Below are 24294 nucleotides of genomic sequence, written 5' to 3' on the forward strand. Positions count from 1 at the left end.
CCCCCCCATGATCCGCTCAATCAGCTTCATATGCGGTTTGATCCGGTTCATCAGCGTCATGGCGCGGGTGATGAACATCGCGGCCAGCAGGAACGGGATCCCCAGCCCCGCCGCATAGACGCCTAGCAAGAGCGTCCCGCGAGAGACGGAAGCCTCGCTCGCTGCGAGCGACAGGATCGCGCCAAGCTGCGGGCCGATGCAGGGCGTCCAGCCAAAGGCGAAAGCCAGCCCCAGAACATAGGCGCCGAAGCTGGAGCCGCCCTTATCGCCCGCGTCTAACCGCGCCTCTTGGTCCAGAAAGGGAATGCGGAAAAGGCCGATGAAATGCAGGCCAAAGACGATGATCACCACGCCGGAAATCTTGGCGAAAAGCGCCTGATTCTGGAGAAAGAACATCCCAAAGGCCGAGGCCGTGAAGCCCAAGAGCACGAAGACGGTGCTTAGCCCCAGCACGAAGAACATCGCCGCCACCACCGCCCGCCGCCGCGCGCTGGATTGGCTCGACATGTCATTGATCGACACGCCCCCCATATAGGCCAGATAGGGCGGCACGATGGGCAGCACGCAGGGCGACAGGAAACTGAAAATCCCGGCGACAAGGGCGATGGTCATGGCCGGCAGGATCCCGGCGTCGATGAGGCTTATTTCAAACATGACCGACTCCTAGACCGACATGGCCCCGGCGTCACCTGTCATATTGTCACAAGATCGTGGACCTCGGGACCGGCTTGGCTTAACTGATCTTATGAAGATCGAAAAACTGGATGCCACGGGGCTTCTCTGCCCCCTGCCCGTGCTGAAAGCACGCAAACGACTGGCCGCGCTGGCGCCGGGTGATCAGCTTCACATGACGGCGGATGACCCCGCCGCGGTGATCGACGTGCCGCATTTTTGTGCCGAGGCGGGCCATCAGCTGACGGAAACCCGGACCGAGGGCGCGGCAGAGCTATACATCATCACCAAGGGCGGCTGAGCGGGCGCGGTCGCGCCGTCTTTCTTACCCTATCGCCAAACTGAAAACGGCGGGCCTGAGAGCCCGCCGTTTTCTTTATCTAGAGCACTTTAGCTGCCCAGCGACCACCAGCCGCGCCGTTTGGGTTTGGGCTTCTCGGCGGGCTGCTCTTCGACCTTTTCGGCCACTGGCTCAGGAGCGGTTTCGGCAGCGGGTGCCTCGGCCTCGACCGGCTGCGGCGCGGGGTCGGGCTGCGGCTCAGGCTGAGGCGCTTCCGCGACGGGCGTCGCCGTCTCCGGTGACGGGGCCGCGATGGGCGCTTCGCTCGGCAGGGCTTCGGCCATTGCATCGGGCGTGGCTTCGGCGACCGGCTCGACCGGCTTGGCTTTTGCCCGGCTGCGGCGCTTGGGCTTTGGCGCGGGTGCGGCCTCTTCCTCGCTTGCCACGGCGTCTGCGCTCACGGTCTCTTCCGGCGCTTCGGCTGCGGGTTTCTTGGTCCGTCGGCTACGCTTGGTCTTGGGCTTGGGCGTCTCCTCCCCTTCGGCCTCGGCGCTGACTTTCGGCGCTTCGCCTTCTGCGGCGGCAAGGGCTTCGGGCGCGGGTTCCGCTTCGGGAGCGACTTCGGCCTTAGGCTTGCGCGAGCGGCTGCGGGATTTCGGCTTGGGCTTCTCCTCGGCGGCGGGCGCGGCTTCCGCTTCGGCCTGCGGGGCTTCCGCCTCTACCGGCGCGGTTTTCTCGCCCTCGTCCGATTTCGCCTCGTCCTGCTGCTGAGCACCGTTTTGATCCTCTGCACCGTTCTGCTGATCGCCATTGCCATTGCGACCACGGCCACCCCGGCTGCGACGACGGCGGCGGCGGCGCTTGGATTTGCCCTCTCCCTCTTCACCATTGCCATTGCCGTTCCCGTTGTCGGAGGGGCTGGCGTCCTGTGCGGCGGGGGCCTCTTCGGCCTCGGCGGCGCTCTCATCCTCGTCGATTTGATCCATGAGGGAAGTATCGACCGAGACGACGTGATCCGAGACGGGCGGCACAGTGCGGGTGGCCGTCTTGAACTTCTCGATGTGGAAGTCGGGGCTCACCAGCGACGGATCACCTTCGATCCGCACGGACATGCCGTAGCGCATTTCGATATGGGCGATATGTTCGCGTTTTTGGTTCATCAGGAAGTTGGCGATGCCCACGGGCGCGCGTACCAGTACTTCGCGGGAGCGGCGGCGGGTGCCTTCTTCTTCGATCTGGCGGATGATCGACAGGGCGAGGTTGTCGTCCGAGCGCACGAGGCCGGTGCCGTGGCAAGCGTGGCAAGGCTGGGTCGTCGCCTCGATCATGCCCGGGCGCAGACGCTGACGCGACATTTCCATCAGGCCAAAGCCAGAGATGCGGCCCACCTGAATGCGCGCGCGGTCGGTCTTGAGCCTATCTTTCATGCGCTTTTCGACGGCGGCGTTGTTCTTGCGCTCGTCCATGTCGATGAAGTCGATCACGATGAGCCCGGCAAGGTCACGCAGACGCAGCTGGCGCGCGACCTCATCGGCGGCTTCAAGGTTGGTCTTGAGCGCGGTCTGTTCGATCGAGCCTTCCTTGGTGGCCCGGCCCGAGTTCACGTCGATCGCCACCAGCGCTTCGGTCACACCGATCACGATATAGCCGCCCGAGGGCAGTTGCACCGTGGGGTTGAACATGCCCGAAAGGTAGCTTTCGACCTGGTAGCGGGCGAAGAGCGGCAGGCTCTCGTTGTAGAGCTTCACGTTCTTAGCGTGGGACGGCATGATCATCTTCATGAAGTCCTTGGCGATGCGGTAGCCGCGCTCGCCCTCGACATGAATCTCGTCGATCTCGCGGTTGTAGAGGTCGCGGATCGAGCGTTTAATCAGGTCGCCTTCCTCGTAGATCTTGGCCGGCGCGATGGACTTCAGGGTCAACTCGCGGATCTGCTCCCACAGCCGCTGGAGGTATTCGTAATCCCGCTTGATCTCGGCCTTGGTGCGTTTCGCCCCGGCGGTGCGCACGATGAGGCCAGCACCTTTCGGCACCTCGATCTCGGTCGCGATTTCCTTGAGCTTCTTGCGGTCGGCGGCATTGGTGATCTTGCGGCTGATGCCGCCCCCACGGGCGGTGTTGGGCATCAGAACGCAGTAACGACCGGCGAGGCTGAGATAGGTGGTCAGCGCCGCACCCTTGTTGCCGCGCTCTTCTTTGACGACCTGCACCAACAGGATCTGGCGGACCTTGATGACTTCTTGAATCTTGTAGCGGCGCGGGCGCGGTTTGCGCACGGGGCGGATGTCTTCGCTGTCGTCTTCATCGGCGACGGATTCGATGGAATCGTCCTTCGCCGTGGCATCGCTGCCTTTGTCCTCATCGCCATCGGCGTCTTCACCGTCGGCCTGCGCGTCATCCTTGGTGTCGGCATCCTCGGCCTTTGCCGCGTCATCCGCCTTGGCTGGGGGCGCGTCCTCGGCCTTAGCGGCGTCGTCGTTCGCGTCGCTCTCCGGCTCTTCGACCGGCGTTTCCGCGACCCGCTCCATGGGCGAGCTGCCCTCTTCGCTGTCGAGATCGACGGTTTCCATCCCCGCGATCTGATCGCTGTTGTCCTCGGCGGTGGCTACGGCGTCATCGCTGTTGGTCTCGGCTGCTTGGCTCTTCGACCGGCTGCGCGACCGCGAGCGGGTCCGCTTGGGCTTTTCTTCCTCATCGTCCTTGGCGGCCTGCGCTTCGGCATAGGCGCGCTCTTCTTCCAGCAGCGCCTGACGGTCGGCCACGGGAATCTGGTAATAATCGGGGTGAATTTCCGAGAAAGCGAGGAAACCGTGACGGTTGCCGCCATAGTCGACAAAGGCCGCCTGAAGCGACGGTTCGACCCGTGTAACCTTGGCTAGATAGATATTGCCAGCAAGCTGGCGTTTGTTTTCCGATTCAAAATCGAATTCTTCGACCTTGTTTCCGTCCACGACCACGACCCGAGTTTCCTCGGCGTGGGTGGCATCGATAAGCATTTTCTTAGACATAGATCCATTATGCACAGCACCCGCGCACAAAAGGCCCCTGGCGGGGCTTCGGGCTGGGAGGTGTGACTTGTCAGGGCGATGGAGGACGCGGCAACAGCAGGGCCACCAAGGGCCCCCGACTGTCTGCTCTGAGCATCTGCGCGCGTCATCGCGGTTCTTCTCCGATGCGAGGGCTCTGCGGCCTCTCCCATCCATTAATTAGCTGTGCTTCGGTCGGGCTAACCCTTGCGAATATCAGCGGTTCTTCGGCCGTTTCCGGCCCAATCGGTCTGCTGGCCCCCCGGTATCGGGCGGGCACGGCAGCGAAACTGTCAAAAGTCACCCCACGCCGGTCGGGCGTTACGGGACTTATCCGGCTAGTTAAGGGCTTTACGGGGTGAAACACAATGGTCAATCGAATGAGCAACAGTCAAATGCGCTTTATCCCCGGTCGGTTGACAAGGTGCATGGGCTTGGAAACATTCAGACTGTCGTGGCGGCTGTCGTCGGGCGACGCTATAGAATTGCCTTGCCGCCGATGCGGCCCAGAGTTTCAAAGGACCGCTTTCATGCCTAAATTTCTGCGCCCCGCGCTTTGTCTGACCCTTCTGGGCCTCGCCGCCTGTGATGAGATCGCCGTGGCCGACGACCCCGCAGCGCTGGCGGAATTGCGCGGGCAGAAAAGCTGTATCTCCGCGGTGGCCCAGCAAACCGGAGCGGCGGGGGTTGCGATCAATACCACCCGCCCGGTGGTTGAGCTTTACCGCCATATCGTAGATGTGCCCGGCGCGGCGAGCTGGTCTTGCATCACCGATCCGAATGGCAAAGCGGTCGAGATCGCAGAGCAGCGCAACGGTTAAGCCGCGCTGCTTGTGGGGCGCGGTCAGAGGTAATCTGACCGCTGCAACCCGTATTTCGCCATCTTCTCGTTCAACGTCCGGCGCGGCAGGCAAAGCTCGTCCATCACGCTGGCGATCGAGCCCTTGTGGCGGCGCATGGTGTTGTCGATCAACATACGCTCAAAGGCTTCGACATATTCCTTCAGCGGCTTGCCCTCGGTGGTCATCACCGGCTGCATTTCGTCATGGTCGCTCATCAACAGCGAGGCGATGGTGCCCGAGCCACGGCGCGATTGCAGCACGGCGCGTTCGGCGACGTTGATGAGTTGGCGCACATTGCCGGGCCAAGGCGCTTGCAACAGCTGTGCCGCCTCTTGTGCGCTGACCTGAGGCGCTTCGCAACCGTATTCATCCGCGAATTGATCGCTCAACCGGGTGAAGAGCGTCAGAATATCTTCGCCCCGCTGGCGCAGCGGGGGCACGGTGATGCGCAGCGCCGCCAGACGATAAAACAGGTCCGAGCGCAGCGCGTCTTCCGAGGTGCGCCCTGCCTCTTGCAGGTTCGAGATGGCAACGATCCGCGTCTCCGCCGGGGTGCCCTGCTCGTTGATCGCGCTCAGCAGCCGGGCTTGGAGTTGCTCGGACAGCGCTTCGATATCCTCCAAAACCAAAGTGCCGCCGCGGGCCTCTTCGATGGCGGGCAGTTGCGCGTCTTCGGGCTGCATCGGGCCGAAAAGCCGTTTGGCCAGCGCCTCTTCCTCCAAGGCGCCGCAGGAGACGAGCACGAATTTCTTGCCCGCCCGCGAGCCTACGGCGTGCAGCGCATGGGCGACCAAAGTCTTGCCCGTCCCGGTTTCCCCATCGATCAGCACATGCCCATCGGCCTGCCCCAGATCGAGAATATCCTCGCGCAGGCGTTCCATCACCGGGGATTGGCCGATCAGCTTTTTCATCAACTGGCCGCCGTCTGACAGTTCACGCCGCAGGGCGCGGTTGTCCATCACCAGCCGCCGCGCGTTGGTGGCTTTCTTAGCCAACTCACTCATCCGGTCGGGGTTGAAGGGCTTTTCGAGGAAATCGAACGCGCCCACCCGCATCGCCTCAACCGCCATCGGCACATCGCCATGGCCGGTGATCATAATGACCGGCAGGGCCGAGTCGCTGCCCATGAGTTTTTTCAGAAACTGCATCCCGTCCATGCCCGGCATCTTGATGTCGGAAATGACGATGCCCGGATAATCGGGCCCCAATGTCTTGAGCGCGTCCTCGGCGCTGCCGAAAGTTTCCGTGTCATAACCCGAAAGGGCCAGCCACTGGCTGATCGACTGCCGCATGTCCTGTTCATCATCTACAATCGCGATTTTCATTGCCTGAGCCATGCGTTCACTCCGCCGCTTCTATCTTCGTTTCATCTGCCAATATGGGCAGCTGCATTTCAAATACAGCGCCACCGTTCTGTCCGTTGCGCGCCGTCAGCCTCCCGCCGAGGTCGTTGACGATCCCCGATGAAATGGCAAGACCCAGCCCCACGCCATCGCCGGGCTGTTTGGTCGTGTAGAAAGGTTCGAACAGCGCGTCCAAGTCTTCGATCCCCGGGCCATTGTCGCGCACGGTCAATGTCGCCGTCTCCCCCGCTGATAGTATAATGTCCACCTGAGGGTTTCGTTCCGATTTTGTTGCGTCCAATGCGTTTCTTAACAGGTTTACCATAACTTGCTCGATCCGCATACGGTCTCCCATCACCATGACGGGATTATCGGGTAGAATCCGGCTGATCTGGACCTGTCGTTGGCGCAATTGTGGCTCCATCATCGACAAGGATGAGGCCAAGGCCGCGCCCATATCCACCGGAGAGAAGGCCTCCTGCCCCTTGCGGGCATAGGATTTCAGCTGCCGGGTGATTGCGCCCATCCGTTCGATCAGGTCGTCGATCCGCCCAAAGGACGACAGCGCCTCATCCTGCCGGTTACGATTGAGCAACAAACGCGCGCCCGCCAGATAGGTCTTCATCGCGGCAAGCGGTTGGTTCAACTCATGGCTCACAGCGGCGGACATCTCACCCAAGGCAGCGAGTTTCGATGACTGTTCAAGGGTCTGCTCGGCCACGGCGAGGGTCTGTTGCACGCGCTTTCGTTCGGCAATCTCACGTTGCAGGGCGAGGTTCAGCGCCCTGAGTTTGGCCGATTCCCGTTGGAAGATCGCCAGCCTTCCGGCCGTGCGGCGGCTGAGGAAGTAGAATGCCAAAGCCAGCAGGATCGCAAAACCCATCACCTCAAGCGCCAGCACGCCGTTCACCTTTTCGCGGACCGAGGCATAGGTGGTGTAGCTGCTCATCCGCCAGCCCCGGAACGGAATCCGGTTTTCCAGACGCATCACCGCTTCGCCCTGCAAATAGGCGTCGGGGGGCAGCGCGGTCCAATCGGTGGTGGCTTGGATGGCGCGCTCAATGGCGCTTTGCGGCGTGTGGTTGGCCAAGGCTTCGGGTTCGGTCAGCCCGCGCCAGCGCGGCTCGGTGGCGAGAATGATCTGCCCGGTGCTGTCCATGACAATCACCGCATCGGAAATCCCGGCCCATGCGCGCTCGAACTTCTGCAAGTCGACCTCGACCGCGATCACGCCAAGGGTCGTGCCGCCCGACTGCATGCGCCGCGAATAGAGGAAACGATAGCCGCCCTGCTCCCGCTCAATCGTTGAAAAGATTGTGGCGTTGGAGCGGATGGCGTCGACGAAATAGGGCTCGGATTTATGCGCAGAGCCCAAACGGTTGCGGTCGGTCGCCGCAACGGTACGCCCGTCGATGTCATAAAGCATCAAGGAGGCCGCGCCGATCTCTTCCACGAAGGAGATAAGCCGCTGCGTCGACAGGGAATAATCCGCCGTTTGCAGCGCCCCGATCAAGGTGGGATCACGCGCCAAAAGCTGCGGGACGATGGCATTCTGGCGCAGTTCCGCCAGCAGGTTGCCGCTATAAAGCGCGATGCGCAGTTCGGCGCGGTTGCGGGTGCTTTCGGTAAAACGGTCGGTCAGCAGTTTGTTGGTGATCGAAATGGTCACCACGGCGAGGATCATCAGCGCCGCGATGGCGAACCGCACCCGCCAGGATACGGCCATGCTATTGCCTTCGGAACCGGATGTATCACTCATCGCGGCAACCTACGCGCTCTGCGCGCCGCACTCAAGTCAGGCGGTTTGCAAAGCACCGGTCAATGCGCGGAAGAGCGCCGCCCCATCCGTATTGCCATGCGCCGCTTCCGCCGCCCGCTCAGGATGCGGCATCATGCCCAGCACCCGGCGGTTTTCCGACAGGATGCCCGCGATATCATCGCGCGCGCCATTGGGGTTCTCGGCATAGCTGAAGGCCACGCGATCTTCGCCGCGCAGTTTCGCAATCGTCTCGTCATCCGCGAAATAGTTGCCGTCGTGGTGGGCGATCGGAATGTCGATGGCCTGACCGGCGGTGTAGCCGCTGGTGTAATCGCTCGCCGTAGTCGCAACCTTCAGACCAACGGTTTTGCATATGTATTTCAATCCCGCGTTCCGCAGCAACGCGCCCGGCAGCAGGCCGGTTTCGGTCAACACCTGAAAACCGTTGCAGATGCCCAGCACATAGCCGCCCCGTTCCGCATGGGCGGCCACTGTGCGGCAGATCGGCGAATTCGCGGCGATGGCCCCGCAGCGCAGGTAATCGCCATAGGAGAACCCGCCGGGAATGCCTACAATATCAACGCCTTGCGGCAGTTCGCTGTCCTTATGCCAGACCATGGAGACCTTGGCGCCCGCGGCTTTGAAAGCCACGGCAAGGTCGCGGTCGCAATTGGACCCGGGAAAGACAACCACCGCTGCGTGCATCAGGCCAGCTCCACCGAATAGGATTCGATCACCGTATTGGCCAAGAGCTTTTCGCACATGGCGTTTACATCGGCCTCGGAGGTGCCTTCGGCGAGGTCAAGTTCGATCACCTTGCCCTGACGCACACCGTTCACCCCGTCAAAGCCCAAGGCTCCGAGCGCGTGGCGAACCGCTTCGCCCTGAGGGTCGAGCACCCCGTTCTTCAGCATCACATGCACCCGTGCTTTCATGGCGCGACACCCCTTTGTAATATCTGCAAATTAAACGGCGAAGCCGCGTTAATTGATCAGCGTCGGCTTGGTCACCGGCGCATTGTTCTTGGGCATGACGCCAAGGCGTTTGGCCACTTCGGTATAGGCATCGGTGAGCGAGCCCAGATCGCGGCGGAACACGTCTTTATCGAGCTTCTGACCCGTTTCGATGTCCCACAGGCGACAGCTGTCAGGGCTTATCTCATCGGCGACGATCAGACGCTGGAAATCACCGTCGTAAACGCGGCCAATCTCGATCTTGAAGTCCACCAGCTTGATGCCGACGGCCATCATCACGCCCGACATGAAGTCATTGACCCGCAGCGCAAGGCTCAGGATATCGTCCATGTCTTGCTGGCTGGCCCAGCCGAATGCGGCGATATGCTCTTCTGTCACCAGCGGATCGCCGAGCGAGTCGTCCTTGTAGCAATATTCGACAATCGGGCGCGGCAATTGCGTGCCCTCTTCGATGCCAAGGCGCTTGGACATGGAACCGGCGGCGTAGTTGCGCACGATCACTTCCAGCGGAATGATCTCAACCTGCCGCACGAGCTGTTCGCGCATGTTCAGGCGTTTGATGAAATGCGTCGGCACGCCGATGCTGTTCAGGCCAGTCATAAAGAACTCGGACAGGCGGTTGTTCAACACGCCCTTGCCTTCGATCGTGGCTTTCTTCTCGGCGTTAAAGGCCGTGGCATCGTCTTTGAAATATTGAACGATCGTACCGGGCTCGGGACCTTCATAGAGGATCTTTGCCTTGCCTTCGTAGATCTTGTTGCGCCGGGCCATGGGCATCCTTTCCAACAGGGGGCCGGGAACATCCCCGCCGCTTGCGCTTCTCTTAGTGCAAGCACCCCGCTGCTGCAAGCATGGCCCGCCACCTTTGCCCCACCACTTGCGAGAACGGGCAGGCGTTCGCATATCAAACGGGTAACAACAGCAATCGGAGACCCGCCATGAGCAACTTTGACGACCGCGCAAATGCCTTTGAAAGCAAGTTCGCCCACGACGCGGACATGCAATTCCGCGCCGAGGCGCGGCGCAACAAGCTTCTGGGCCTCTGGGCTGCTGAACTTTTGGGCAAATCCGGCAGCGATGCCGAGGACTATGCCAAAGAGGTCGTGAAATCCGATTTCGAAGAGGCGGGCGACGAAGACGTTTATCGCAAAGTCTCGGGCGATCTGGGCGACCGCGCGGATGAGGCGACGATCCGCAGCAAGATGCAAAGCCTAATGGCCGAGGCCAAGGCGCAGCTGCTGAGCGAGACAAGCTGACACTCTGCGCCCCGGTCTCGGCATCGGGGCGCAGCCTCTCCGCCTGCCCTCATAATGAAGATGAATATTATGAGATTGCCCCCAAGTGGCCAGCGTGACATCAGGCGAAATTCCCAGACCCAACAGGAGCCCCCATGAGCAACGCATTCACCGATCTTCTCGCTGAAAAGGGCACATTGCTCGCCGATGGGGCCACGGGCACCAATCTGTTCAACATGGGTCTGATGTCGGGCGATGCGCCCGAATTGTGGAACACCGACGAGCCTGCCAAGATCACCAAGCTCTACCGTTTCGCAGTGGATTCGGGCAGCGATCTCTTCCTGACCAATTCCTTCGGCGCCAATGCCGCCCGTCTCAAGCTGCACGACGCGCAGAACCGCGTGCATGAGCTGAGCCGCGTCTCTGCCGAACTGGCGCGCGAGGTGGCCGATACCGCCGAGCGTAAGGTGATCGTTGCAGGCTCCGTCGGCCCCACGGGTGAGATCATGGAGCCTGTGGGCACCCTGTCGCATTCCCTCGCCGTTGAGATGTTCCACGAGACCGCCGATGGGCTCAAGGCCGGCGGTGCCGATATCGGCTGGCTAGAGACGATCAGCGCTCCCGAAGAATACCGCGCCGCTGCTGAGGGGTTCCAGCTTGCCGGTCTGCCGTGGTGTGGCACGATGAGCTTTGACACCGCGGGCCGCACGATGATGGGGCTGACCTCCGAAGGGATGGTCGACTTGGTGCATGGGCTCGACAACATGCCGCTGGCCTATGGGGCCAACTGCGGCACCGGCGCCTCTGACCTGCTGCGCACCGTGCTTGGCTTTGCCGCGAAGAACGGCACGCTGCCGATCATCTCGAAAGGCAACGCAGGCATCCCGAAATACGTCGAAGGCCACATCCACTATGACGGCACGCCCGAGTTGATGGCACGCTACGCGGTGATGGCCCGCAACGCAGGCGCAAGCATCATCGGCGGCTGCTGCGGCACCCTGCCTGAGCATCTGGTCGCCATGCGCGAGGCGCTCGACAGCACCGAAAAAGGCCCGGCCCCCACGCTGGAGCAGATCCGCGAAGAGATCGGTGATTTCTCTTCCGAAAGCGATGGCACCGATGGCCAAGGCCCGACGCGCGCGCCGCGCCGCGGGCGTCGCCGGGGCTGAGGCTCAGAACAAGCTCAATTGATCGCCCTTTTCGGAGGGCGGTCGAAACAGATCGCAGCGCAGCGGTACGCCAGAACGGGCCAACCCCAGACGCTTCACCGCCAGATCAAAGCGTTGCGCCACCATCTGCGCATATGGCCCCTCGCCCCGCATCCGCTTATGCCAGCCCGCGTCATATTCCTTGCCGCCATGCATATCGCGCAAGCGCGCCATGATCCGACCGGCCCGGTCGGGGTAATGGGTGGCGAGCCAGTCCTGCACCAGCGGCGACACCTCTCGCGGCAGGCGCAGCATGATCCAGCTTGCGTGCCGCGCGCCGGCCTCGCGCCCGGCGGTCAGGATCGCCTCCAACTCCGGGTCGGTCAGCGCCGGGATCATCGGCGATGCCATGATCCGCACCGGGATCCCTGCTTCCGACAGCTTTCGGATCACCTGCAACCGCCGCTGCGGCGCGGGCGCGCGCGGCTCCATCAAGCGGCTCAGCTTTGCGTCGAGCGTGGTCACCGAAATGCCGACCGCCGCCAATCCGCGCCCTGCCATGTCGCCCAAGATGTCGATGTCGCGTTCGATCAGGCTGCCCTTGGTGACAATCGCGACCGGGTGATTGAACGCGGCTAACACTTCGAGACATTCTCGCATGATGCCATGGGTCTTTTCGATCGGCTGATAGGGATCGGTGTTGGTGCCGATGGCGATGGGCGCGACCTGATAACGCTTCGACCGCAGTTCCCGCGCCAGAACGTCCGGCGCTTCGGGGCGGGCGATCAACTGCGTCTCGAAATCCAAGCCCGGCGACAGGCCGAGGTAGGCATGGCTGGGACGCGCGAAACAGTAGACGCAGCCGTGTTCGCAGCCGCGATAGGGGTTGATCGAGCGGTCAAAAGGCAAATCCGGCGAGCGGTTGTAGGTGATCACCCGGCGCGGCACTTCGATGCTGGTCTGGGTGCGCAGCACCGGAAGCACCTCGTCACGCGCCCAACCGTCATCTTCGGCGACGCGGGTATGACGCTCAAACCGGCCCGCATCATTGCTGCCTGCCGCGCGGCCAAGCACGCGGAATCGCTGGTCTTCCCTATCCATGAAAGAAGGTTAGAACATTGCGCGAACATCAGCAAGTAACCTCGTGCAAACCCTTGTCCTTACACCGCAAAAAGCAGTAGTTTGCCCCCAAGGCGTCGCGCAAGGCGCGGCCGATGTCGCAAACCGCGACCCCGGCGCTAACATTCCGTGAGACAAGGGCTCAAGTGTCATGCACCTGCACGCCCAGCAGAAGGAAACACCATGTCGGAAGAAGACGATATCATCCTGGCCGAGTTGGACGACGAAGAACTGGTCCAGCAGATGTTCGATGACCTGTATGACGGTCTCAAGGAAGAGATCGAAGAAGGGGTGCAAATCCTGCTCGACCGCGGCTGGGAACCCTATGAGATCCTGACCAAGGCGCTTGTCGGCGGCATGACCATTGTCGGGGCCGATTTCCGCGATGGGATCCTCTTTGTGCCCGAGGTGCTGCTGGCCGCCAATGCGATGAAGGGCGGCATGGCCATCCTCAAGCCGCTGCTTGCGGAAACTGGCGCGCCGCGCGTGGGCAAGATGGTGATCGGCACCGTCAAAGGCGACATTCACGACATCGGCAAGAACCTCGTCGGCATGATGATGGAAGGCGCGGGTTTCGAGGTTGTCGATCTGGGGATCAACAACGCGGTCGAAGCCTATCTCGAAGCGCTCGAAGCGGAAAAGGCCGATATCCTTGGCATGTCCGCCCTGCTGACCACGACCATGCCCTATATGAAAGTGGTGATTGACACGCTGGTCGAACAGGGCAAGCGCGACGACTATATCGTGTTGGTCGGTGGCGCGCCCCTGAACGAGGAATTCGGCAAGGCCATCGGGGCCGATGCCTATTGCCGGGATGCCGCCGTGGCGGTGGAAACCGCGAAAGACTGGATGGGCCGTCGACATAATTCGGCCAACGCCTGAGCCTCTCGCCCCTGCCCGCTTGGCTTAACACGCGGTGACATGCGATGGTATCGGCATGGATGACACAGTGCTGCCAGATGACCGGACCCTGACCCAAGACGGGCTCGCGCCCACCCGCGCGGGCCGTATCTTGCTGATCGCCTGCGGGGCGCTGGCGCGTGAGATTTTGGATCTGAAAGCCGCCAATGGTTGGACCCATCTGGATCTGACCTGCCTGCCCGCGAAATATCACCTTTACCCGGAAAAGATTACCCAAGCGGTGCGTGATACGGTCGCCAAACACCGTGCGGATTACGACGATTTCTTTGTTGTCTACGCCGATTGCGGCACGGGCGGTGGGCTGGAACGCGCCTGCGCAGAACTCGGCGTGCAAATGGTCGCCGGGCCGCATTGCTACAGTTTTTTCCAAGGCAACGATAGCTTCGCCAAATCCGCCGAAGATGAGATCACCACCTTCTATCTCACCGATTTTCTGGTCCGGCAGTTCGACGCTTTCATCATCAAACCCATGGGCCTCGACCGGCATCCCGAGCTGCGCGACATGTATTTCGGCAATTACGAGAAATTGGTCTATCAGGCGCAGACAGATGACCCGGCGCTGACCGAAAAGGCCCAAGACTGCGCCGCGCGGCTTGGCCTCGCGTTCGAGCGGCGATTCACGGGGTACGGGGATTTAAAGAGCGCGTTGCGCGCCCTCTGAGCGTTAGGCTTCCTGCGCTGCCGTTTCGCGCACCCGCTCGATCATCGCGCGCAATCCGTTCGAGCGCTGTGCCGAGAGGTGGTCGTTCAACCCCAGCCGCGCCAGTTCCGCCTTGGCATCGACCCCGCCCACCTCACTAGGTGTCAAGCCGTTGTAAAGCTTGCGCAAAACCGCGATCAGCCCTGAGACGATCATCGCGTCGCTGGCACCGTCGAAATGCAGTTTCCCGCCCTCGAACTGTGCGTGCAGCCAGACCTGAGAGGCGCAGCCGTCGACCTTGGTCGCAGGGACGCGCAGCGGCTCGGGCAGCGGCTCCATCGCTTTGCCAAGGTCGATCACATGGCGATAACGGTCTTCCCAATCGTCCAAAAACTCGAAATCCTCGACCAGTTCTTCAAAGGCGGGCGTGGCCATCTGTGCACTCTCTTCGGGTGAATTCCATTGCCTGACAGGTAGGATGCCCATGGGCAAAGGTCCACCCCCTTCCCAAGGCTGGCGGGATGGGGTAGCACAAGGCAAGTAAACTTAACGGCGGTTCCCATGCGCAAGACAATCCTCGCTCTTTTGGCTTCGACCCTTTTGGTATCCGCCTGCGGCACGGTCCGTGACAGTCGCATCAATCCGTTGAATTGGTTCGGCCCTGCCCGTTCGGTAGAGGCCGCCCCGGCGGAGAGCACGAACCCCCTGATCCCGCAGCGCAGCGGGCTGTTTGCGCGGCGCGCGGTTGAGGTCGATACCTATGAGGGGCGCCCCTTTGAGCAGATCACCGATTTGACCATCGAGCCGGTGCCGGGCGGTGCGATTCTGCGCGCCACGGGGCTGGCGGCACGCCAAGGCATCTACAAAGTGCGCCTGACCCCCGCGACGCCGGATGAGACGCCCGTCGACGGTGTTCTGACCTATCGTTTGGAAGGGGTCCGGCCCGACAAGGCCACCCCGCAAGGCAGCCGCCCCACCCGCGAAGTGATTGCCGGGCGTCGCCTGACCGATCAGAAGCTGGCCGGGGTGCGTGAGATTCGCGTCGAAGGGCAGCTAAACGCGCTGGTCTCTCGCCGCTAAGATGCCGCATGCCCTCTATTGAGAAAGAGCCGCCCCTAATTGGGCGGCTCTTTTCGTTTCAGACTTTGACGGCTTTCACGTCATTGCCATCAGCGGCCAAGGCGATCTTGCCCTCGCAGAGCAGCAGCGCATCGGCGCCAAAGACCTCATGCCGCCAGCCGCGCAGTGCCTGCACGTCACGCTCCCCCGCCGAGAGCATGTCGAGATCGCTGGCCGAGGCGATGAGCTTGGCCGCGACGCCCGCGCTTTCGGTCTTGGCCTTGAGCAGCACGCGCAGAAGATCGGCCAGCGCCGGGTTCACCTGCAACTTGTCGCGCTTGCGGTCGGGCTGGGGCATGTCGGCAGGCTTGCAGGCCACACCTGCGGCGACCGCTTTCAGGATGCCTTCGGCGATTTCGCCTTTGCGGGCCTCGCGCAGCAGCAGCCGGGCGCGGTTCAACTCTTCGCCATTCGAGGGCTTGAGGCTCGCCAATTCGACCAGCGCGTCATCCTTGAACACCCGGTTGCGCGGGATGTTTCGGTTGCGGGCGTAATCCTCACGGAAGGCCGCCAACTCACGGACAATCGCCAGAAACTTGGGCGAATTGGTCCGGGTCTTGACCCGTTTCCACGCGTCCTGCGGTTGGGTGACATAGGTATCGGGGCTGAGCAGCGTCTCAAGCTCTTCGGCCACCCACCGCGCGCGTCCGGTCTGTTCAAGCTTGCGGGCCAGAAATTCGTAGATTTGGCGCAGATGGGTCACGTCGGCCAGCGCATAGGTCTTCTGCGCCTCGGTCAGCGGGCGGCGCGACCAATCGGTGAAACGCGAGGTTTTGTCGAGCGACTGATGCGCGATCTTGCGCACCAAAGTCTCATAACCCACCTGTTCCCCAAAGCCGCAGACCATCGCGGCGACCTGCGTGTCGAACAGCGGCTTGGGGAAGACTTTGGCATCGACATAGAAGATCTCAAGATCCTGCCGCGCGGCGTGGAAGACCTTGACCACCGAGGTGTCGCGGAACAGATCGTACAGCGGTTCAAGCGAGATGCCATCGGCCAAAGGGTCGACCAACACGGCGTTGCTGTCATCGGTGCCGGGCATGGCAAGCTGAACAAGGCAGAGTTTGGAATAATAGGTCCGCTCACGCAGGAATTCCGTGTCGACGGTCACGTAATCATGGCGCGCAGCCTCTTCACAGAATAGCGCGAGGTCGGCGGTCGTGGTGATGGTTTTCATATATGCTCTTTGACATGTTGCACGCCCGGTCATCGGGCTTTGCCAAAGAGGTACATCACGCGGGCGGGTTTGACCAGCGTCAGCCCGTGAGCAAGACCGGCTCCCGCTCACCAGCGGCGAAACGGCGCAGCACGGCGGGGTAGAGGCGGTGTTCCTGTACCAAGACCCGTTCGGCCAAACTTTCGGCCGTGTCGCCGGGCAGAACGGGGATGCGCGCCTGACCGAGGATCGGACCGTCGTCGAGTGCGGCGGTCACCTCATGCACGGTGCAGCCATGTTCGGTATCGCCAGCCTCCAGCGCGCGGGCATGGGTGTGCAGGCCGCGGTATTTCGGCAATAGCGAGGGGTGGATGTTGATCATCCGCCCCGCCCAGGCATCGGTAAATCCTTCGGTCAATTTACGCATGAAACCGGCAAGGCAGATGATGTCGGGCGCATGGGCCTCAAGCGCAGCGCTAAGCGCCGCCTCAAAAGCCGGGCGGTCTTTGCCGAAGGGGCGGTGATCGACCACTTCGGTCGCGATCCCCTGCCCCTGTGCCCAAGCGATCCCCCCCGCATCCGCGTTGTTGGACAGCACCAGACAGGGGCGGCCCGCATGGTCGCCGGTCATATCCTCGACCAGCGCCCGCATATTGGAGCCGGCGCCCGAGACGAAAATCGCAACCCGCTTGGTCAAAGCAGCGCGCCGGAATAGGTGACGCCATTGCCAGTGGTGATGCGGCCAATCTCAATGGCGGCATGGCCATCCTCGGCAAAGGCGGCTTTGGCGGCCTCGACCTTATCGGGGGAGACAACGGCGACCATGCCAATCCCGGCGTTGAAGGTCTTGAGCAACTCGGCCTCGGCCATGCCGCCTTGGGCAGCCAGCCATTTGAAGACCGGCGGCAATTCCCATGCGTTCAGGTCGATCTCGGCGGCGAGGCCCACGGGCAGCACGCGCGGCAGGTTCTCGGTCAGGCCACCGCCGGTGATATGCGCAAGAGCCGAGACGGCATCCGCGCGCAGAGCCGCCACAGCGCCTTTGACGTAGAGTTTCGTGGGGGTGAGCAGCGCATTGCCCAGATCACCTTCGCCCCATGGGCAATCGTCACCCCAGCCCAAACCGCTGCGCTCGACAATCTTCCGCACGAGGCTGTAGCCGTTGGAATGCACCCCGTCGCTCGGCAGACCCAAGAGCACGTCGCCCTCTTTCACGTCCCGCGGCCGCTCGGTCCCGCGTTCCATCGCGCCGACCGAGAAACCAGCGAGATCGAAGTCGCCTGCGTGATACATGCCCGGCATTTCAGCCGTCTCGCCCCCGATCAAGGCACAACCGGAATCGGCGCAGCCCTTGGCGATGCCTTCGATGATCCGCGCGGCGCTGTCGAGCTCCAGTTTGCCGGTGGCGAAATAGTCGAGGAAGAAGAGCGGCTCGGCCCCCTGACAGACTAGATCGTTGACGCACATGGCGACCAGATCGATTCCGATACTGTCGACATTGCCGGTGTCGATCGCGATGCGCAGCTTGGTGCCCACACCGTCTGTCGCGGCGACCAGCACCGGATCGGTGAAGCCTGCGCCTTTGAGATCGAACAGCGCACCAAAGCCGCCGAGGCCGGACATGACACCGGGCCGCGCGGTGGATTTCGCCGCCGGTTTGATCCGCTCCACAAGCGCATTGCCTGCATCAATATCCACGCCTGCTTCGGCATAGGTGATTCCGTTGTCGGATTTCGTCATGGTCATGGCCCCCGGCGCGCATTTTCCCTTGCGCGCGGAGTTAGAGTATTGCGCCGCCCACTGCAATCATTTGGTGCAGCTAATGTCTTGACGCTCGGCCTGCGGCGTCATACCCAAACGCTCATGGCGGGCCTGTAGCTCAATTGGTTAGAGCAGAGCGCTCATAACGCTTTGGTTGCGGGTTCAAGTCCTGCCGGGCCTACCATACTTCCGCCCCCGCCTTTCGTGGCCTTCACCGTTTGGCGCTGACGTGCCAGTTCACCTGCATCTCAACCACCGTCTCACCCGCCTCGTTCTGGATGTCGACCGCCACGTCAAAGGCGACTTTTCCGTCTTCTTGCAGCGCGCTCAACAGGTCGGCCCCGGGGCGCGAGGTTTTGGCATAGGCGGTCAGCGTGCCTTCGGCGATCTTATTGAAGGTGATCTGCCCCATGGCCGCCACGGGGCGCATGTCCATGATCACCGGCGCAATAGCCCCGGCCATGGCGGCCCCCGATGCGGCTTCGCCCAGCGTGAACATTGCGCCCGCGTGCTGCGTGCCGATGTGGTTCGAGGTCTCATGCCGCTGCACCAATTCGGCGCTGGCGGTGCCGTCTCCGATCTCAAGCAGTTTCACCCCGACATGGGCGGCAAAGGGCACGGCCGTGTCGAGATGGGCTTTGATCATGTCATAGGGGGTCATCGCTGCGCTCCGTATTAGGGTCACCTCACTGTGGCAAAGACGGGCGCGTCGCACAATCATGCCGCCGGGTCACCGCGCGATGACGATATCGGCGCGCAGCCCGCCAAGGCGGTCCGATTCCCCAAGCCGCAGCACCCCGCCATGGGCGCGGGCGATGTCGGAGGCGATGGCAAGGCCAAGCCCCACGCCGCCGCCCTTGTCCTGATTGCGCGCAGGATCAAGCCGCGAGAAGGGCCGCGTCGCCTCGTCCCGCCGCGCTTCTGGGATGCCGGGGCCGTCGTCTTCGACCCGGATGCGCAGGGTGCGATCACTCAGCATGACCGAGACTTCGGCCTGCGTGCCATAGCGCACGGCGTTGGAGATCAGATTGTCCACCGCCCGGCGCATCGCCACTTTGCGGAGCTTCACGATCCCCTCGCCTGCGCCCTCGGGCGGCAGCAGCGTGACCCTGCGCCCGGCCCGCTGCGCGTCTTCGACGATGGCGCTGACGAAACCATGCGGGGCCACCTCTTCGGGCTCGCCCTCGGCGGCGCCCTTGGCGAAGTTCAGGAATTCGTCCAGCATCCGCTGCATATCATCGACATCGGCCAGCAGCGGGGCTGCGTCCTCCTCGTCGATCATCGACAGGCCGAGGCGCATGCGGGTCAGCGGCGTGCGCAGGTCGTGGCTCACGCCTGAGAGCATCAGCGTGCGCTGCTCGATCTGCCGCTCGATCCGGGCGCGCATGTCGACAAAAGCATTGCCCGCCGCACGGACTTCGATGGCGCCGGTGGGGGTATAAGGCTCATGCCGCCCCCGGCCAAAGGCCTCCGCCGCGCGGGCCAGACGTTTGATCGGGCGCAGCTGATTGCGCAGATAGATCGTAGCGATATAGCTCAAAAGTACGCCGAAAAACACGGTGTAGACGAAAAGCTGATGCGGGTTCGAGGCCGAGATGCGCCGCCGCTCGAACTGGATGCGCAGCGGTCCGTGCACGCTTTCTATATAGAGCACGACGAAATCGTCATCGCTGAGGTCCACCGCTTCGATCCCGTCCATCTTGCTGCGCAGCCGCGGGATGAGCACGCGGCCCGAATAATCGTACCACAGCATGCTGTCTTCTTCGGGCAGCGGACGGTTGGCAGGGGTCACCACGAAATCAAGCGGACCCGCCCGCGCCTCAACCGCCGTGGGCACGGATTGCGCATCGGGGGCCGTGCCGACCGCCAGCATGACCAGTTCCAGTTCCCGCAGGACCGTATCGGTCATCTGGCCGGTGACACCTTCGAAATGTCTCTGCGCAAAGATCACCACGACGACCAACTGCAAAAACACCACTGGTAACAGCAGGATCAGCGCGGCGCGTCCATAGATGCCGCGCGGCACATATCGTTTGAGCCAGGCAAAATTCATGGCTAGACCTTAGCCAGCCCCCTGCCCCAGCGAAAGGTGAATCCATGCTGCCGCCCGACAACTTCGACCCCGAGATTGGCCTCGCCGAAACCTTGGAACCCGGGCTGCGGCGGATCGTGGCGCCCAACCCCTCGCCGATGACCTATCGCGGCACCAATACCTATCTTTTGGGCGAGACTGATGTGGCGGTGATCGACCCCGGCCCCGACAGCCCCGCACATCTTGAGGCGATCCTCTCCGCGATCCAGCCCGGGCAGCGGATCAGCCATATCATCGTGACCCATACGCATCTGGATCACTCCCCCCTTGCCCGACCGCTGGCCGCGCGTACGGGGGCCGAGGTCTGGGCCTTTGGTGAGGCCACGGCGGGCCGTTCGGCGGTGATGCAGGGGCTGGCCGAGGCGGGGCTGATGGGCGGCGGCGAAGGTGTGGACCACCGCTTTCGCCCCGATCACACTTTGGCCGATGGGGAGCTGCTGAAGGCAGACGGCTGGACGCTGGAAGTGCTGCACACGCCGGGCCATATCGGCAATCACGTCAGCCTCGCTTGGGGGGATGCCTGTCTGACCGCGGATCACGTCATGGGCTGGGCGACCTCCCTCGTCTCGCCCCCCGATGGGGATTTGACCGATTTCATGGCCTCTTGTGAAAAGCTGGGCGCGCGGCAATGGCGGGTGTTCTACCCCGGTCACGGCGCCCCGGTGAGCGATCCCAACGCGCGGCTCGACTGGTTGGTCGCGCATCGTCGCGCGCGGGAGATGTCGATCCTCGACGCGCTGGCTGCCGGGCCAGCGACGGCGGAGGACCTCGCCCGCGCCATCTATACCGAAACGCCTGCCGCGCTTTTGGGGGCGGCCACCCGAAACGTGCTGGCGCATCTGGTCGATCTGACAGGCCGGGGGCGCGTGGCCCCAGAGGGCACCTTGCAGGCAGAGGCGCGTTTCAGTCTCAACTCATAGGGGAATGCGGGCCTTTCCGTCGCAAAATCGCAACAAATGCCCCATTCTGGGCGCAATCTGGCCCCTTTATGGACCCGAACCGCGCCCAAGCTGGTTGCGGGGGTGAGAGACATCAAACCCCAGCGAGCAGCAAAGGAGCTACCCGATGGCCCGACTTGACAGAACGCCGCAACCGCAGAAACCAAAGCCTGCGCCGAAGCCGAACGGCACCTCGGCCCAACCGCCGCAGCGCCCTACGCCGCTGATTACCGACTACGCCAGTCTTTGAACGGCGCTCCCCGCGCACCGGATGGGGCCGGTGGATGGGGGAACTTTGGGGCCGGACCATGCGTTTGCCGGCTAGAGCAACACGCAAGGAAAGATATGAAACCCCATACCCCCTCTCACGAGGCTGACCTCGCCCGTCTGCGCCGTTTGGCCGTCAGCATGGACAGCGCCTATAAGCTGCCGATCGTCGGCGTGCGGATGGGATGGGATTCGATTCTGGGCCTCGTGCCGGTGGTGGGCGATACGCTCGCCCTTCTGCCCGCAGCCTATATTTTGAAAGAATCGCACCGTATGGGCGCGCCGAAAAGTGTGCTGGCGAAAATGCTGGTGAACACCGGGGTCGACTATGTGATCGGCTCCGTCCCGCTGGTCGGTGACCTCTTCGATATCGGTTGGAAGTCGAAGCTGCGCAACGTCGACTTGCTGGAGCGTCACCTGAAAGACCAGGCTGCTAAAGCCCCGCCGATGGGCAATGTCGAAGGGCGCATGTCCTCACACCACCCGACGCTCAACAACTGATTGCCAAAGAAAAAGGGCCGCCCCAAGGCGACCCTTTCAGTCTTTCCGAAGAACGGGTGGCTTAGCCGACCAGCTCCAGACCGGAGAAGAAGTATGCGATCTCAACCGCTGCGGTTTCCGGCGCGTCGGAACCGTGGACGGAGTTTTCGCCAACGCTTTCAGCGAATTCTGCGCGGATGGTGCCCTCTGCCGCATCGGCAGGGTTGGTCGCGCCCATCACTTCGCGGTTCTTCGCGATGGCGTTTTCACCTTCGAGAACCTGAGCTACGATCGGCGCGGAAGCCATGAACTCGCACAGTTCGTCGTAGAAGGGACGCTCAGCGTGCACCTTGTAGAACTCGCCCGCCTGCGCTTTGGTCAGGTGGATGCGCTTTTGTGCGACAACGCGCAGGCCCGCGTCTTCGAATTTCTTGACGATGGCACCGGTCAGGTTGCGGCGGGTTGCGTCGGGCTTGATGATCGAGAAGGTGCGTTCGAGGGCCATTGGCTGTACTCCATAGCGGGTGTTGATTTGCGCGCTCCCTAGCATGGGGTCTGGCCCATGAAAAGCCGTGATTGACCTTCGGCCCCGCTTGCTCCAAACGGCTTTCATGTTACGCATTTCAGAAATCAACTACTCCGTCGAAGGCCGCCTGCTGTTCGAGGAAGCCTCCGCCGTGATCCCCGAGGGGCATAAGGTCGGCATCGTCGGGCGCAACGGCGCGGGCAAGACGACGCTGTTCAAAATAATCCGTGGTGAGCTGTCACTCGACAGCGGTGATATCTCTTTGCCCTCCCGCGCCAAGATCGGCGGTGTGGCACAAGAGGTGCCCTCGTCAGAGACCTCGCTCATCGACACGGTGCTGGAGGCCGACATTGAACGTGCCCGGTTGATGAAAGAGAGCGAGACCGCCGAAGACCCCGCCCGCATCGCGGACATCCAGACCCGTCTGGCCGATATCGACGCTTGGTCCGCCGAAGGCCGCGCGGCGTCGATCCTCAAGGGGCTTGGTTTCGACGACGAAGAACAGCAGATGCCCTGCTCCGCCTTCTCCGGCGGCTGGCGGATGCGCGTGGCGCTGGCCGCCGTGCTCTTTGCCCAGCCCGATCTGCTGCTTTTGGACGAGCCGACCAACTACCTCGACCTTGAAGGCGCGCTCTGGCTGGAAAGCTATCTGGCGAAATATCCCCATACGGTGCTGATCATCAGCCACGACCGCGGCCTGTTGAACCGCGCCGTGGGCGGCATCCTGCACCTCGAAGACCGCAAGCTGACCTATTACCAAGGCCCCTACGACCAATTCGCCCGCCAGCGCGCCGAGAAACGCGCGCTGCAGGCGGCGATGGCCAAGAAACAGCAGGCCCGGCGGGACCATATGCAGGCCTTCGTCGACCGTTTCAAGGCCAAGGCCAGCAAGGCCAAGCAGGCGCAATCGCGTCTGAAGATGATCGAGAAGATGGACATGATCACCGCACCCGAGGACGTGGCGCGCAAGGTCTTCACCTTCCCCGAGCCCGAGGAACTCTCGCCGCCGATCATCAATATCGAGAACGGCGCGGTCGGTTATACTGACGACATCCCGGTTCTCACGCGGTTGAATCTGCGGATCGACCAAGACGACCGCATCGCCCTTCTGGGCAAGAACGGTCAGGGCAAATCGACGCTGGCGAAACTCCTGTCGGACCGCTTGCCGCTGATGGCGGGGCGGCAGGTCAATTCCTCCAAGTTGCGCGTGGGTTTCTTCGCCCAGCATCAGGTGGACGAATTGATTGTCGAGGAAACCCCGCTGCAACACATGATCGCCGCCCGCCCCGGCGTGTTGCAATCGAAGCTGCGCGCGCAGCTTGCGGGCTTCGGCCTTGGCCCCGAACAGGCCGAGACCGAGGTCGGGCGGCTTTCGGGCGGCCAGAAGGCGCGTCTTTCGCTGCTCTTGGCAACGCTCCATGCGCCGCATCTGCTGATCCTCGACGAGCCGACCAACCACCTCGACATCGAAAGCCGCGAAGCACTGGTGGAAGCGCTGACGCGCTATTCGGGCGCGGTGATCCTCGTCAGCCACGACATGCACCTGCTGTCGTTGGTGGCCGATCGGCTGTGGCTGGTGTCGAAAGGCACGGTCAAACCCTATGAGGAAGACCTCGAAGCCTATCGCAAAATGCTGCTGACGCCGGAAAAGCCGGTCAGCAAGAACCCCGCCAAGCCGAAAGAATCCCCCAAGCCCAAACGCGCCAGCCGCGATGAGGTGTTGGCCCTGCGCAGCGAGGTCCGCAAGGCCGAAGCGCGGATGGAAAAGATCAACGAGATGCGCGACAAGCTCGCCAAGAAACTCGCCGATCCCGCGCTTTACGAGGACGCCAAAACCGGTGAGCTTGAGGTCTGGAACAAGAAATACGCCGAGGTGATGGAGGCGCTGGACCGCGCGGAATCGCTTTGGATGGGCGCACAGGAAAAGCTGGAGAAGGCCACTGCCTGACCCGTAAGCGTTCACTTTATCGCATCGCAGGGGTCGCCTCAGGGGCGG

At 62.6% G+C, this 24294-nt stretch carries 26 protein-coding genes and 1 tRNA gene; 12 read left to right on the top strand and 15 right to left on the bottom strand.

Annotated elements, in window-relative coordinates; all coding sequences use genetic code 11:
- The coding region (locus FCK22_RS00305; protein WP_136720144.1) for a cytochrome c biogenesis protein CcdA at nucleotides 1–654 on the bottom strand (654 nt) is incomplete at its 3' end.
- 91 nt (nucleotides 655–745) lie between these two features.
- Between FCK22_RS00305 and FCK22_RS00310 the strand changes: the two genes are divergently transcribed.
- Nucleotides 746–973, top strand: a complete 228-nt coding sequence (locus FCK22_RS00310) for a sulfurtransferase TusA family protein (protein ID WP_067266668.1) — start codon at nucleotides 746–748, stop codon at nucleotides 971–973.
- An 89-nt stretch (nucleotides 974–1062) separates the two neighbouring features.
- Here the strand turns inward: FCK22_RS00310 and FCK22_RS00315 are convergent, their stop codons facing one another.
- Nucleotides 1063–3960: a ribonuclease E/G gene (locus FCK22_RS00315; RefSeq protein WP_067266666.1), complete on the bottom strand. Its 2898-nt coding sequence runs from the start codon at nucleotides 3958–3960 to the stop codon at nucleotides 1063–1065.
- Between the two features lie 548 nt (nucleotides 3961–4508).
- On the opposite strand from FCK22_RS00315, the gene FCK22_RS00320 reads away from it, so the two are divergent.
- Nucleotides 4509–4799, top strand: a complete 291-nt coding sequence (locus FCK22_RS00320) for a hypothetical protein (RefSeq protein ID WP_067266665.1) — start codon at nucleotides 4509–4511, stop codon at nucleotides 4797–4799.
- Between the two features lie 23 nt (nucleotides 4800–4822).
- Here the strand turns inward: FCK22_RS00320 and FCK22_RS00325 are convergent, their stop codons facing one another.
- The 5 genes from FCK22_RS00325 to purC form a co-directional block, all read right to left on the bottom strand.
- Entirely contained in the window at nucleotides 4823–6157 is a 1335-nt protein-coding gene (locus FCK22_RS00325; protein ID WP_067266663.1) for a sigma-54 dependent transcriptional regulator, read from the bottom strand.
- A 4-nt stretch (nucleotides 6158–6161) separates the two neighbouring features.
- The gene (locus FCK22_RS00330; protein ID WP_197470957.1) at nucleotides 6162–7889 is read right to left on the bottom strand and encodes an ATP-binding protein; all 1728 of its coding nucleotides are present in this window, start codon (nucleotides 7887–7889) and stop codon (nucleotides 6162–6164) included.
- 69 nt (nucleotides 7890–7958) lie between these two features.
- Nucleotides 7959–8627 (bottom strand): phosphoribosylformylglycinamidine synthase subunit PurQ, encoded by a 669-nt coding sequence (purQ, locus tag FCK22_RS00335; RefSeq protein WP_067266659.1) that lies wholly within the window; start codon nucleotides 8625–8627, stop codon nucleotides 7959–7961.
- Nucleotides 8627–8857: a phosphoribosylformylglycinamidine synthase subunit PurS gene (gene purS, locus FCK22_RS00340; protein ID WP_067266658.1), complete on the bottom strand. Its 231-nt coding sequence runs from the start codon at nucleotides 8855–8857 to the stop codon at nucleotides 8627–8629. The genes purQ and purS overlap by 1 nt, the downstream gene beginning before the upstream one ends.
- A gap of 48 nt (nucleotides 8858–8905) precedes the next feature.
- Complete coding sequence (gene purC / locus FCK22_RS00345) at nucleotides 8906–9667, bottom strand: phosphoribosylaminoimidazolesuccinocarboxamide synthase (protein ID WP_067266657.1); 762 nt, start codon at nucleotides 9665–9667, stop codon at nucleotides 8906–8908.
- Nucleotides 9668–9834: 167 nt separating this feature from the next.
- Between purC and FCK22_RS00350 the strand changes: the two genes are divergently transcribed.
- Nucleotides 9835–10152, top strand: coding sequence for a DUF1476 domain-containing protein (locus FCK22_RS00350; protein ID WP_067266656.1), 318 nt, complete (start codon nucleotides 9835–9837; stop codon nucleotides 10150–10152).
- Nucleotides 10153–10286: 134 nt separating this feature from the next.
- A complete protein-coding gene (gene bmt, locus FCK22_RS00355) occupies nucleotides 10287–11300 on the top strand; it encodes a betaine--homocysteine S-methyltransferase (protein WP_067266654.1) in 1014 nt (337 codons plus the stop codon).
- Nucleotides 11301–11303: 3 nt separating this feature from the next.
- Here the strand turns inward: bmt and FCK22_RS00360 are convergent, their stop codons facing one another.
- Nucleotides 11304–12380, bottom strand: a complete 1077-nt coding sequence (locus FCK22_RS00360) for a PA0069 family radical SAM protein (protein ID WP_067266653.1) — start codon at nucleotides 12378–12380, stop codon at nucleotides 11304–11306.
- 201 nt (nucleotides 12381–12581) lie between these two features.
- Between FCK22_RS00360 and FCK22_RS00365 the strand changes: the two genes are divergently transcribed.
- Both FCK22_RS00365 and FCK22_RS00370 read left to right on the top strand, forming a co-directional pair.
- A complete protein-coding gene (locus FCK22_RS00365) occupies nucleotides 12582–13280 on the top strand; it encodes a B12-binding domain-containing protein (protein ID WP_067266651.1) in 699 nt (232 codons plus the stop codon).
- A 55-nt stretch (nucleotides 13281–13335) separates the two neighbouring features.
- Nucleotides 13336–13980, top strand: coding sequence for a DUF1638 domain-containing protein (locus FCK22_RS00370; RefSeq protein WP_067266650.1), 645 nt, complete (start codon nucleotides 13336–13338; stop codon nucleotides 13978–13980).
- Nucleotides 13981–13983: 3 nt separating this feature from the next.
- On the opposite strand, the gene FCK22_RS00375 is transcribed toward FCK22_RS00370, so the two are convergent.
- On the bottom strand, nucleotides 13984–14394 hold the full coding sequence (locus FCK22_RS00375; protein WP_067266648.1) for a SufE family protein: 411 nt from the start codon (nucleotides 14392–14394) through the stop codon (nucleotides 13984–13986).
- A 126-nt stretch (nucleotides 14395–14520) separates the two neighbouring features.
- On the opposite strand from FCK22_RS00375, the gene FCK22_RS00380 reads away from it, so the two are divergent.
- Entirely contained in the window at nucleotides 14521–15039 is a 519-nt protein-coding gene (locus FCK22_RS00380; protein ID WP_067266646.1) for a hypothetical protein, read from the top strand.
- A 58-nt stretch (nucleotides 15040–15097) separates the two neighbouring features.
- Here the strand turns inward: FCK22_RS00380 and rnd are convergent, their stop codons facing one another.
- From rnd to purM, 3 genes are all read right to left on the bottom strand, one after another.
- Nucleotides 15098–16255, bottom strand: coding sequence for a ribonuclease D (gene rnd, locus FCK22_RS00385; protein WP_067266645.1), 1158 nt, complete (start codon nucleotides 16253–16255; stop codon nucleotides 15098–15100).
- A 79-nt stretch (nucleotides 16256–16334) separates the two neighbouring features.
- Nucleotides 16335–16931, bottom strand: a complete 597-nt coding sequence (purN, locus tag FCK22_RS00390) for a phosphoribosylglycinamide formyltransferase (RefSeq protein WP_067266643.1) — start codon at nucleotides 16929–16931, stop codon at nucleotides 16335–16337.
- Nucleotides 16928–17974: a phosphoribosylformylglycinamidine cyclo-ligase gene (gene purM, locus FCK22_RS00395; RefSeq protein ID WP_136720146.1), complete on the bottom strand. Its 1047-nt coding sequence runs from the start codon at nucleotides 17972–17974 to the stop codon at nucleotides 16928–16930. Before purM ends, purN begins: the two co-directional genes overlap by 4 nt.
- A 128-nt stretch (nucleotides 17975–18102) precedes the next feature.
- Between purM and FCK22_RS00400 the strand changes: the two genes are divergently transcribed.
- Nucleotides 18103–18179: transfer RNA gene (locus tag FCK22_RS00400), tRNA-Ile, on the top strand.
- A 27-nt stretch (nucleotides 18180–18206) separates the two neighbouring features.
- Here the strand turns inward: FCK22_RS00400 and FCK22_RS00405 are convergent.
- Together FCK22_RS00405 and FCK22_RS00410 are read right to left on the bottom strand one after the other, a co-directional pair.
- A complete protein-coding gene (locus FCK22_RS00405) occupies nucleotides 18207–18656 on the bottom strand; it encodes a DUF4442 domain-containing protein (protein WP_067266641.1) in 450 nt (149 codons plus the stop codon).
- Nucleotides 18657–18725: 69 nt separating this feature from the next.
- Nucleotides 18726–20048, bottom strand: a complete 1323-nt coding sequence (locus FCK22_RS00410) for an ATP-binding protein (RefSeq protein WP_067266640.1) — start codon at nucleotides 20046–20048, stop codon at nucleotides 18726–18728.
- 44 nt (nucleotides 20049–20092) lie between these two features.
- Here FCK22_RS00410 and FCK22_RS00415 point away from each other — a divergent pair, with 44 nt between their 5' ends.
- The 3 genes from FCK22_RS00415 to FCK22_RS00420 all read left to right on the top strand — a co-directional run bounded on the left by FCK22_RS00415 (nucleotide 20093) and on the right by FCK22_RS00420 (nucleotide 21793).
- Nucleotides 20093–21007 (top strand): MBL fold metallo-hydrolase, encoded by a 915-nt coding sequence (locus FCK22_RS00415; protein WP_067266638.1) that lies wholly within the window; start codon nucleotides 20093–20095, stop codon nucleotides 21005–21007.
- 145 nt (nucleotides 21008–21152) lie between these two features.
- The gene (locus tag FCK22_RS19530; protein WP_269451603.1) at nucleotides 21153–21275 is read left to right on the top strand and encodes a hypothetical protein; all 123 of its coding nucleotides are present in this window, start codon (nucleotides 21153–21155) and stop codon (nucleotides 21273–21275) included.
- 95 nt (nucleotides 21276–21370) lie between these two features.
- Nucleotides 21371–21793, top strand: coding sequence for a DUF4112 domain-containing protein (locus FCK22_RS00420; protein ID WP_067266632.1), 423 nt, complete (start codon nucleotides 21371–21373; stop codon nucleotides 21791–21793).
- 61 nt (nucleotides 21794–21854) lie between these two features.
- Here the strand turns inward: FCK22_RS00420 and ndk are convergent, their stop codons facing one another.
- Nucleotides 21855–22277 (bottom strand): nucleoside-diphosphate kinase, encoded by a 423-nt coding sequence (gene ndk / locus FCK22_RS00425; RefSeq protein ID WP_067266630.1) that lies wholly within the window; start codon nucleotides 22275–22277, stop codon nucleotides 21855–21857.
- Between the two features lie 106 nt (nucleotides 22278–22383).
- Between ndk and FCK22_RS00430 the strand changes: the two genes are divergently transcribed.
- Nucleotides 22384–24246 carry an ABC-F family ATP-binding cassette domain-containing protein gene (locus tag FCK22_RS00430; RefSeq protein WP_067266627.1) on the top strand — a complete coding sequence of 621 codons (1863 nt, stop codon included), beginning with the start codon at nucleotides 22384–22386 and terminating at the stop codon, nucleotides 24244–24246.
- Nucleotides 24247–24294 lie beyond the last annotated feature (48 nt).

Origin of the sequence: Sulfitobacter sp. 15WGC (assembly GCF_005068605.1) — a bacterium.
Classification (GTDB): Bacteria; Pseudomonadota; Alphaproteobacteria; order Rhodobacterales; family Rhodobacteraceae; genus Sulfitobacter; species Sulfitobacter faviae.

Coding starts and splice junctions, on each gene's coding strand:
- FCK22_RS00310 (WP_067266668.1), top strand. CDS start 746: ATGAAGATCGAAAAACTGGATGCCACGGGGCTTCTCTGCCCCCTGCCC.
- FCK22_RS00315 (WP_067266666.1), bottom strand. CDS start 3,960: ATGTCTAAGAAAATGCTTATCGATGCCACCCACGCCGAGGAAACTCGG.
- FCK22_RS00320 (WP_067266665.1), top strand. CDS start 4,509: ATGCCTAAATTTCTGCGCCCCGCGCTTTGTCTGACCCTTCTGGGCCTC.
- FCK22_RS00325 (WP_067266663.1), bottom strand. CDS start 6,157: ATGGCTCAGGCAATGAAAATCGCGATTGTAGATGATGAACAGGACATG.
- FCK22_RS00330 (WP_197470957.1), bottom strand. CDS start 7,889: ATGGCCGTATCCTGGCGGGTGCGGTTCGCCATCGCGGCGCTGATGATC.
- purQ (WP_067266659.1), bottom strand. CDS start 8,627: ATGCACGCAGCGGTGGTTGTCTTTCCCGGGTCCAATTGCGACCGCGAC.
- purS (WP_067266658.1), bottom strand. CDS start 8,857: ATGAAAGCACGGGTGCATGTGATGCTGAAGAACGGGGTGCTCGACCCT.
- purC (WP_067266657.1), bottom strand. CDS start 9,667: ATGGCCCGGCGCAACAAGATCTACGAAGGCAAGGCAAAGATCCTCTAT.
- FCK22_RS00350 (WP_067266656.1), top strand. CDS start 9,835: ATGAGCAACTTTGACGACCGCGCAAATGCCTTTGAAAGCAAGTTCGCC.
- bmt (WP_067266654.1), top strand. CDS start 10,287: ATGAGCAACGCATTCACCGATCTTCTCGCTGAAAAGGGCACATTGCTC.
- FCK22_RS00360 (WP_067266653.1), bottom strand. CDS start 12,380: ATGGATAGGGAAGACCAGCGATTCCGCGTGCTTGGCCGCGCGGCAGGC.
- FCK22_RS00365 (WP_067266651.1), top strand. CDS start 12,582: ATGTCGGAAGAAGACGATATCATCCTGGCCGAGTTGGACGACGAAGAA.
- FCK22_RS00370 (WP_067266650.1), top strand. CDS start 13,336: ATGGATGACACAGTGCTGCCAGATGACCGGACCCTGACCCAAGACGGG.
- FCK22_RS00375 (WP_067266648.1), bottom strand. CDS start 14,394: ATGGCCACGCCCGCCTTTGAAGAACTGGTCGAGGATTTCGAGTTTTTG.
- FCK22_RS00380 (WP_067266646.1), top strand. CDS start 14,521: ATGCGCAAGACAATCCTCGCTCTTTTGGCTTCGACCCTTTTGGTATCC.
- rnd (WP_067266645.1), bottom strand. CDS start 16,255: ATGAAAACCATCACCACGACCGCCGACCTCGCGCTATTCTGTGAAGAG.
- purM (WP_136720146.1), bottom strand. CDS start 17,974: ATGACGAAATCCGACAACGGAATCACCTATGCCGAAGCAGGCGTGGAT.
- FCK22_RS00405 (WP_067266641.1), bottom strand. CDS start 18,656: ATGACCCCCTATGACATGATCAAAGCCCATCTCGACACGGCCGTGCCC.
- FCK22_RS00410 (WP_067266640.1), bottom strand. CDS start 20,048: ATGAATTTTGCCTGGCTCAAACGATATGTGCCGCGCGGCATCTATGGA.
- FCK22_RS00415 (WP_067266638.1), top strand. CDS start 20,093: ATGCTGCCGCCCGACAACTTCGACCCCGAGATTGGCCTCGCCGAAACC.
- FCK22_RS19530 (WP_269451603.1), top strand. CDS start 21,153: ATGGCCCGACTTGACAGAACGCCGCAACCGCAGAAACCAAAGCCTGCG.
- FCK22_RS00420 (WP_067266632.1), top strand. CDS start 21,371: ATGAAACCCCATACCCCCTCTCACGAGGCTGACCTCGCCCGTCTGCGC.
- ndk (WP_067266630.1), bottom strand. CDS start 22,277: ATGGCCCTCGAACGCACCTTCTCGATCATCAAGCCCGACGCAACCCGC.
- FCK22_RS00430 (WP_067266627.1), top strand. CDS start 22,384: ATGTTACGCATTTCAGAAATCAACTACTCCGTCGAAGGCCGCCTGCTG.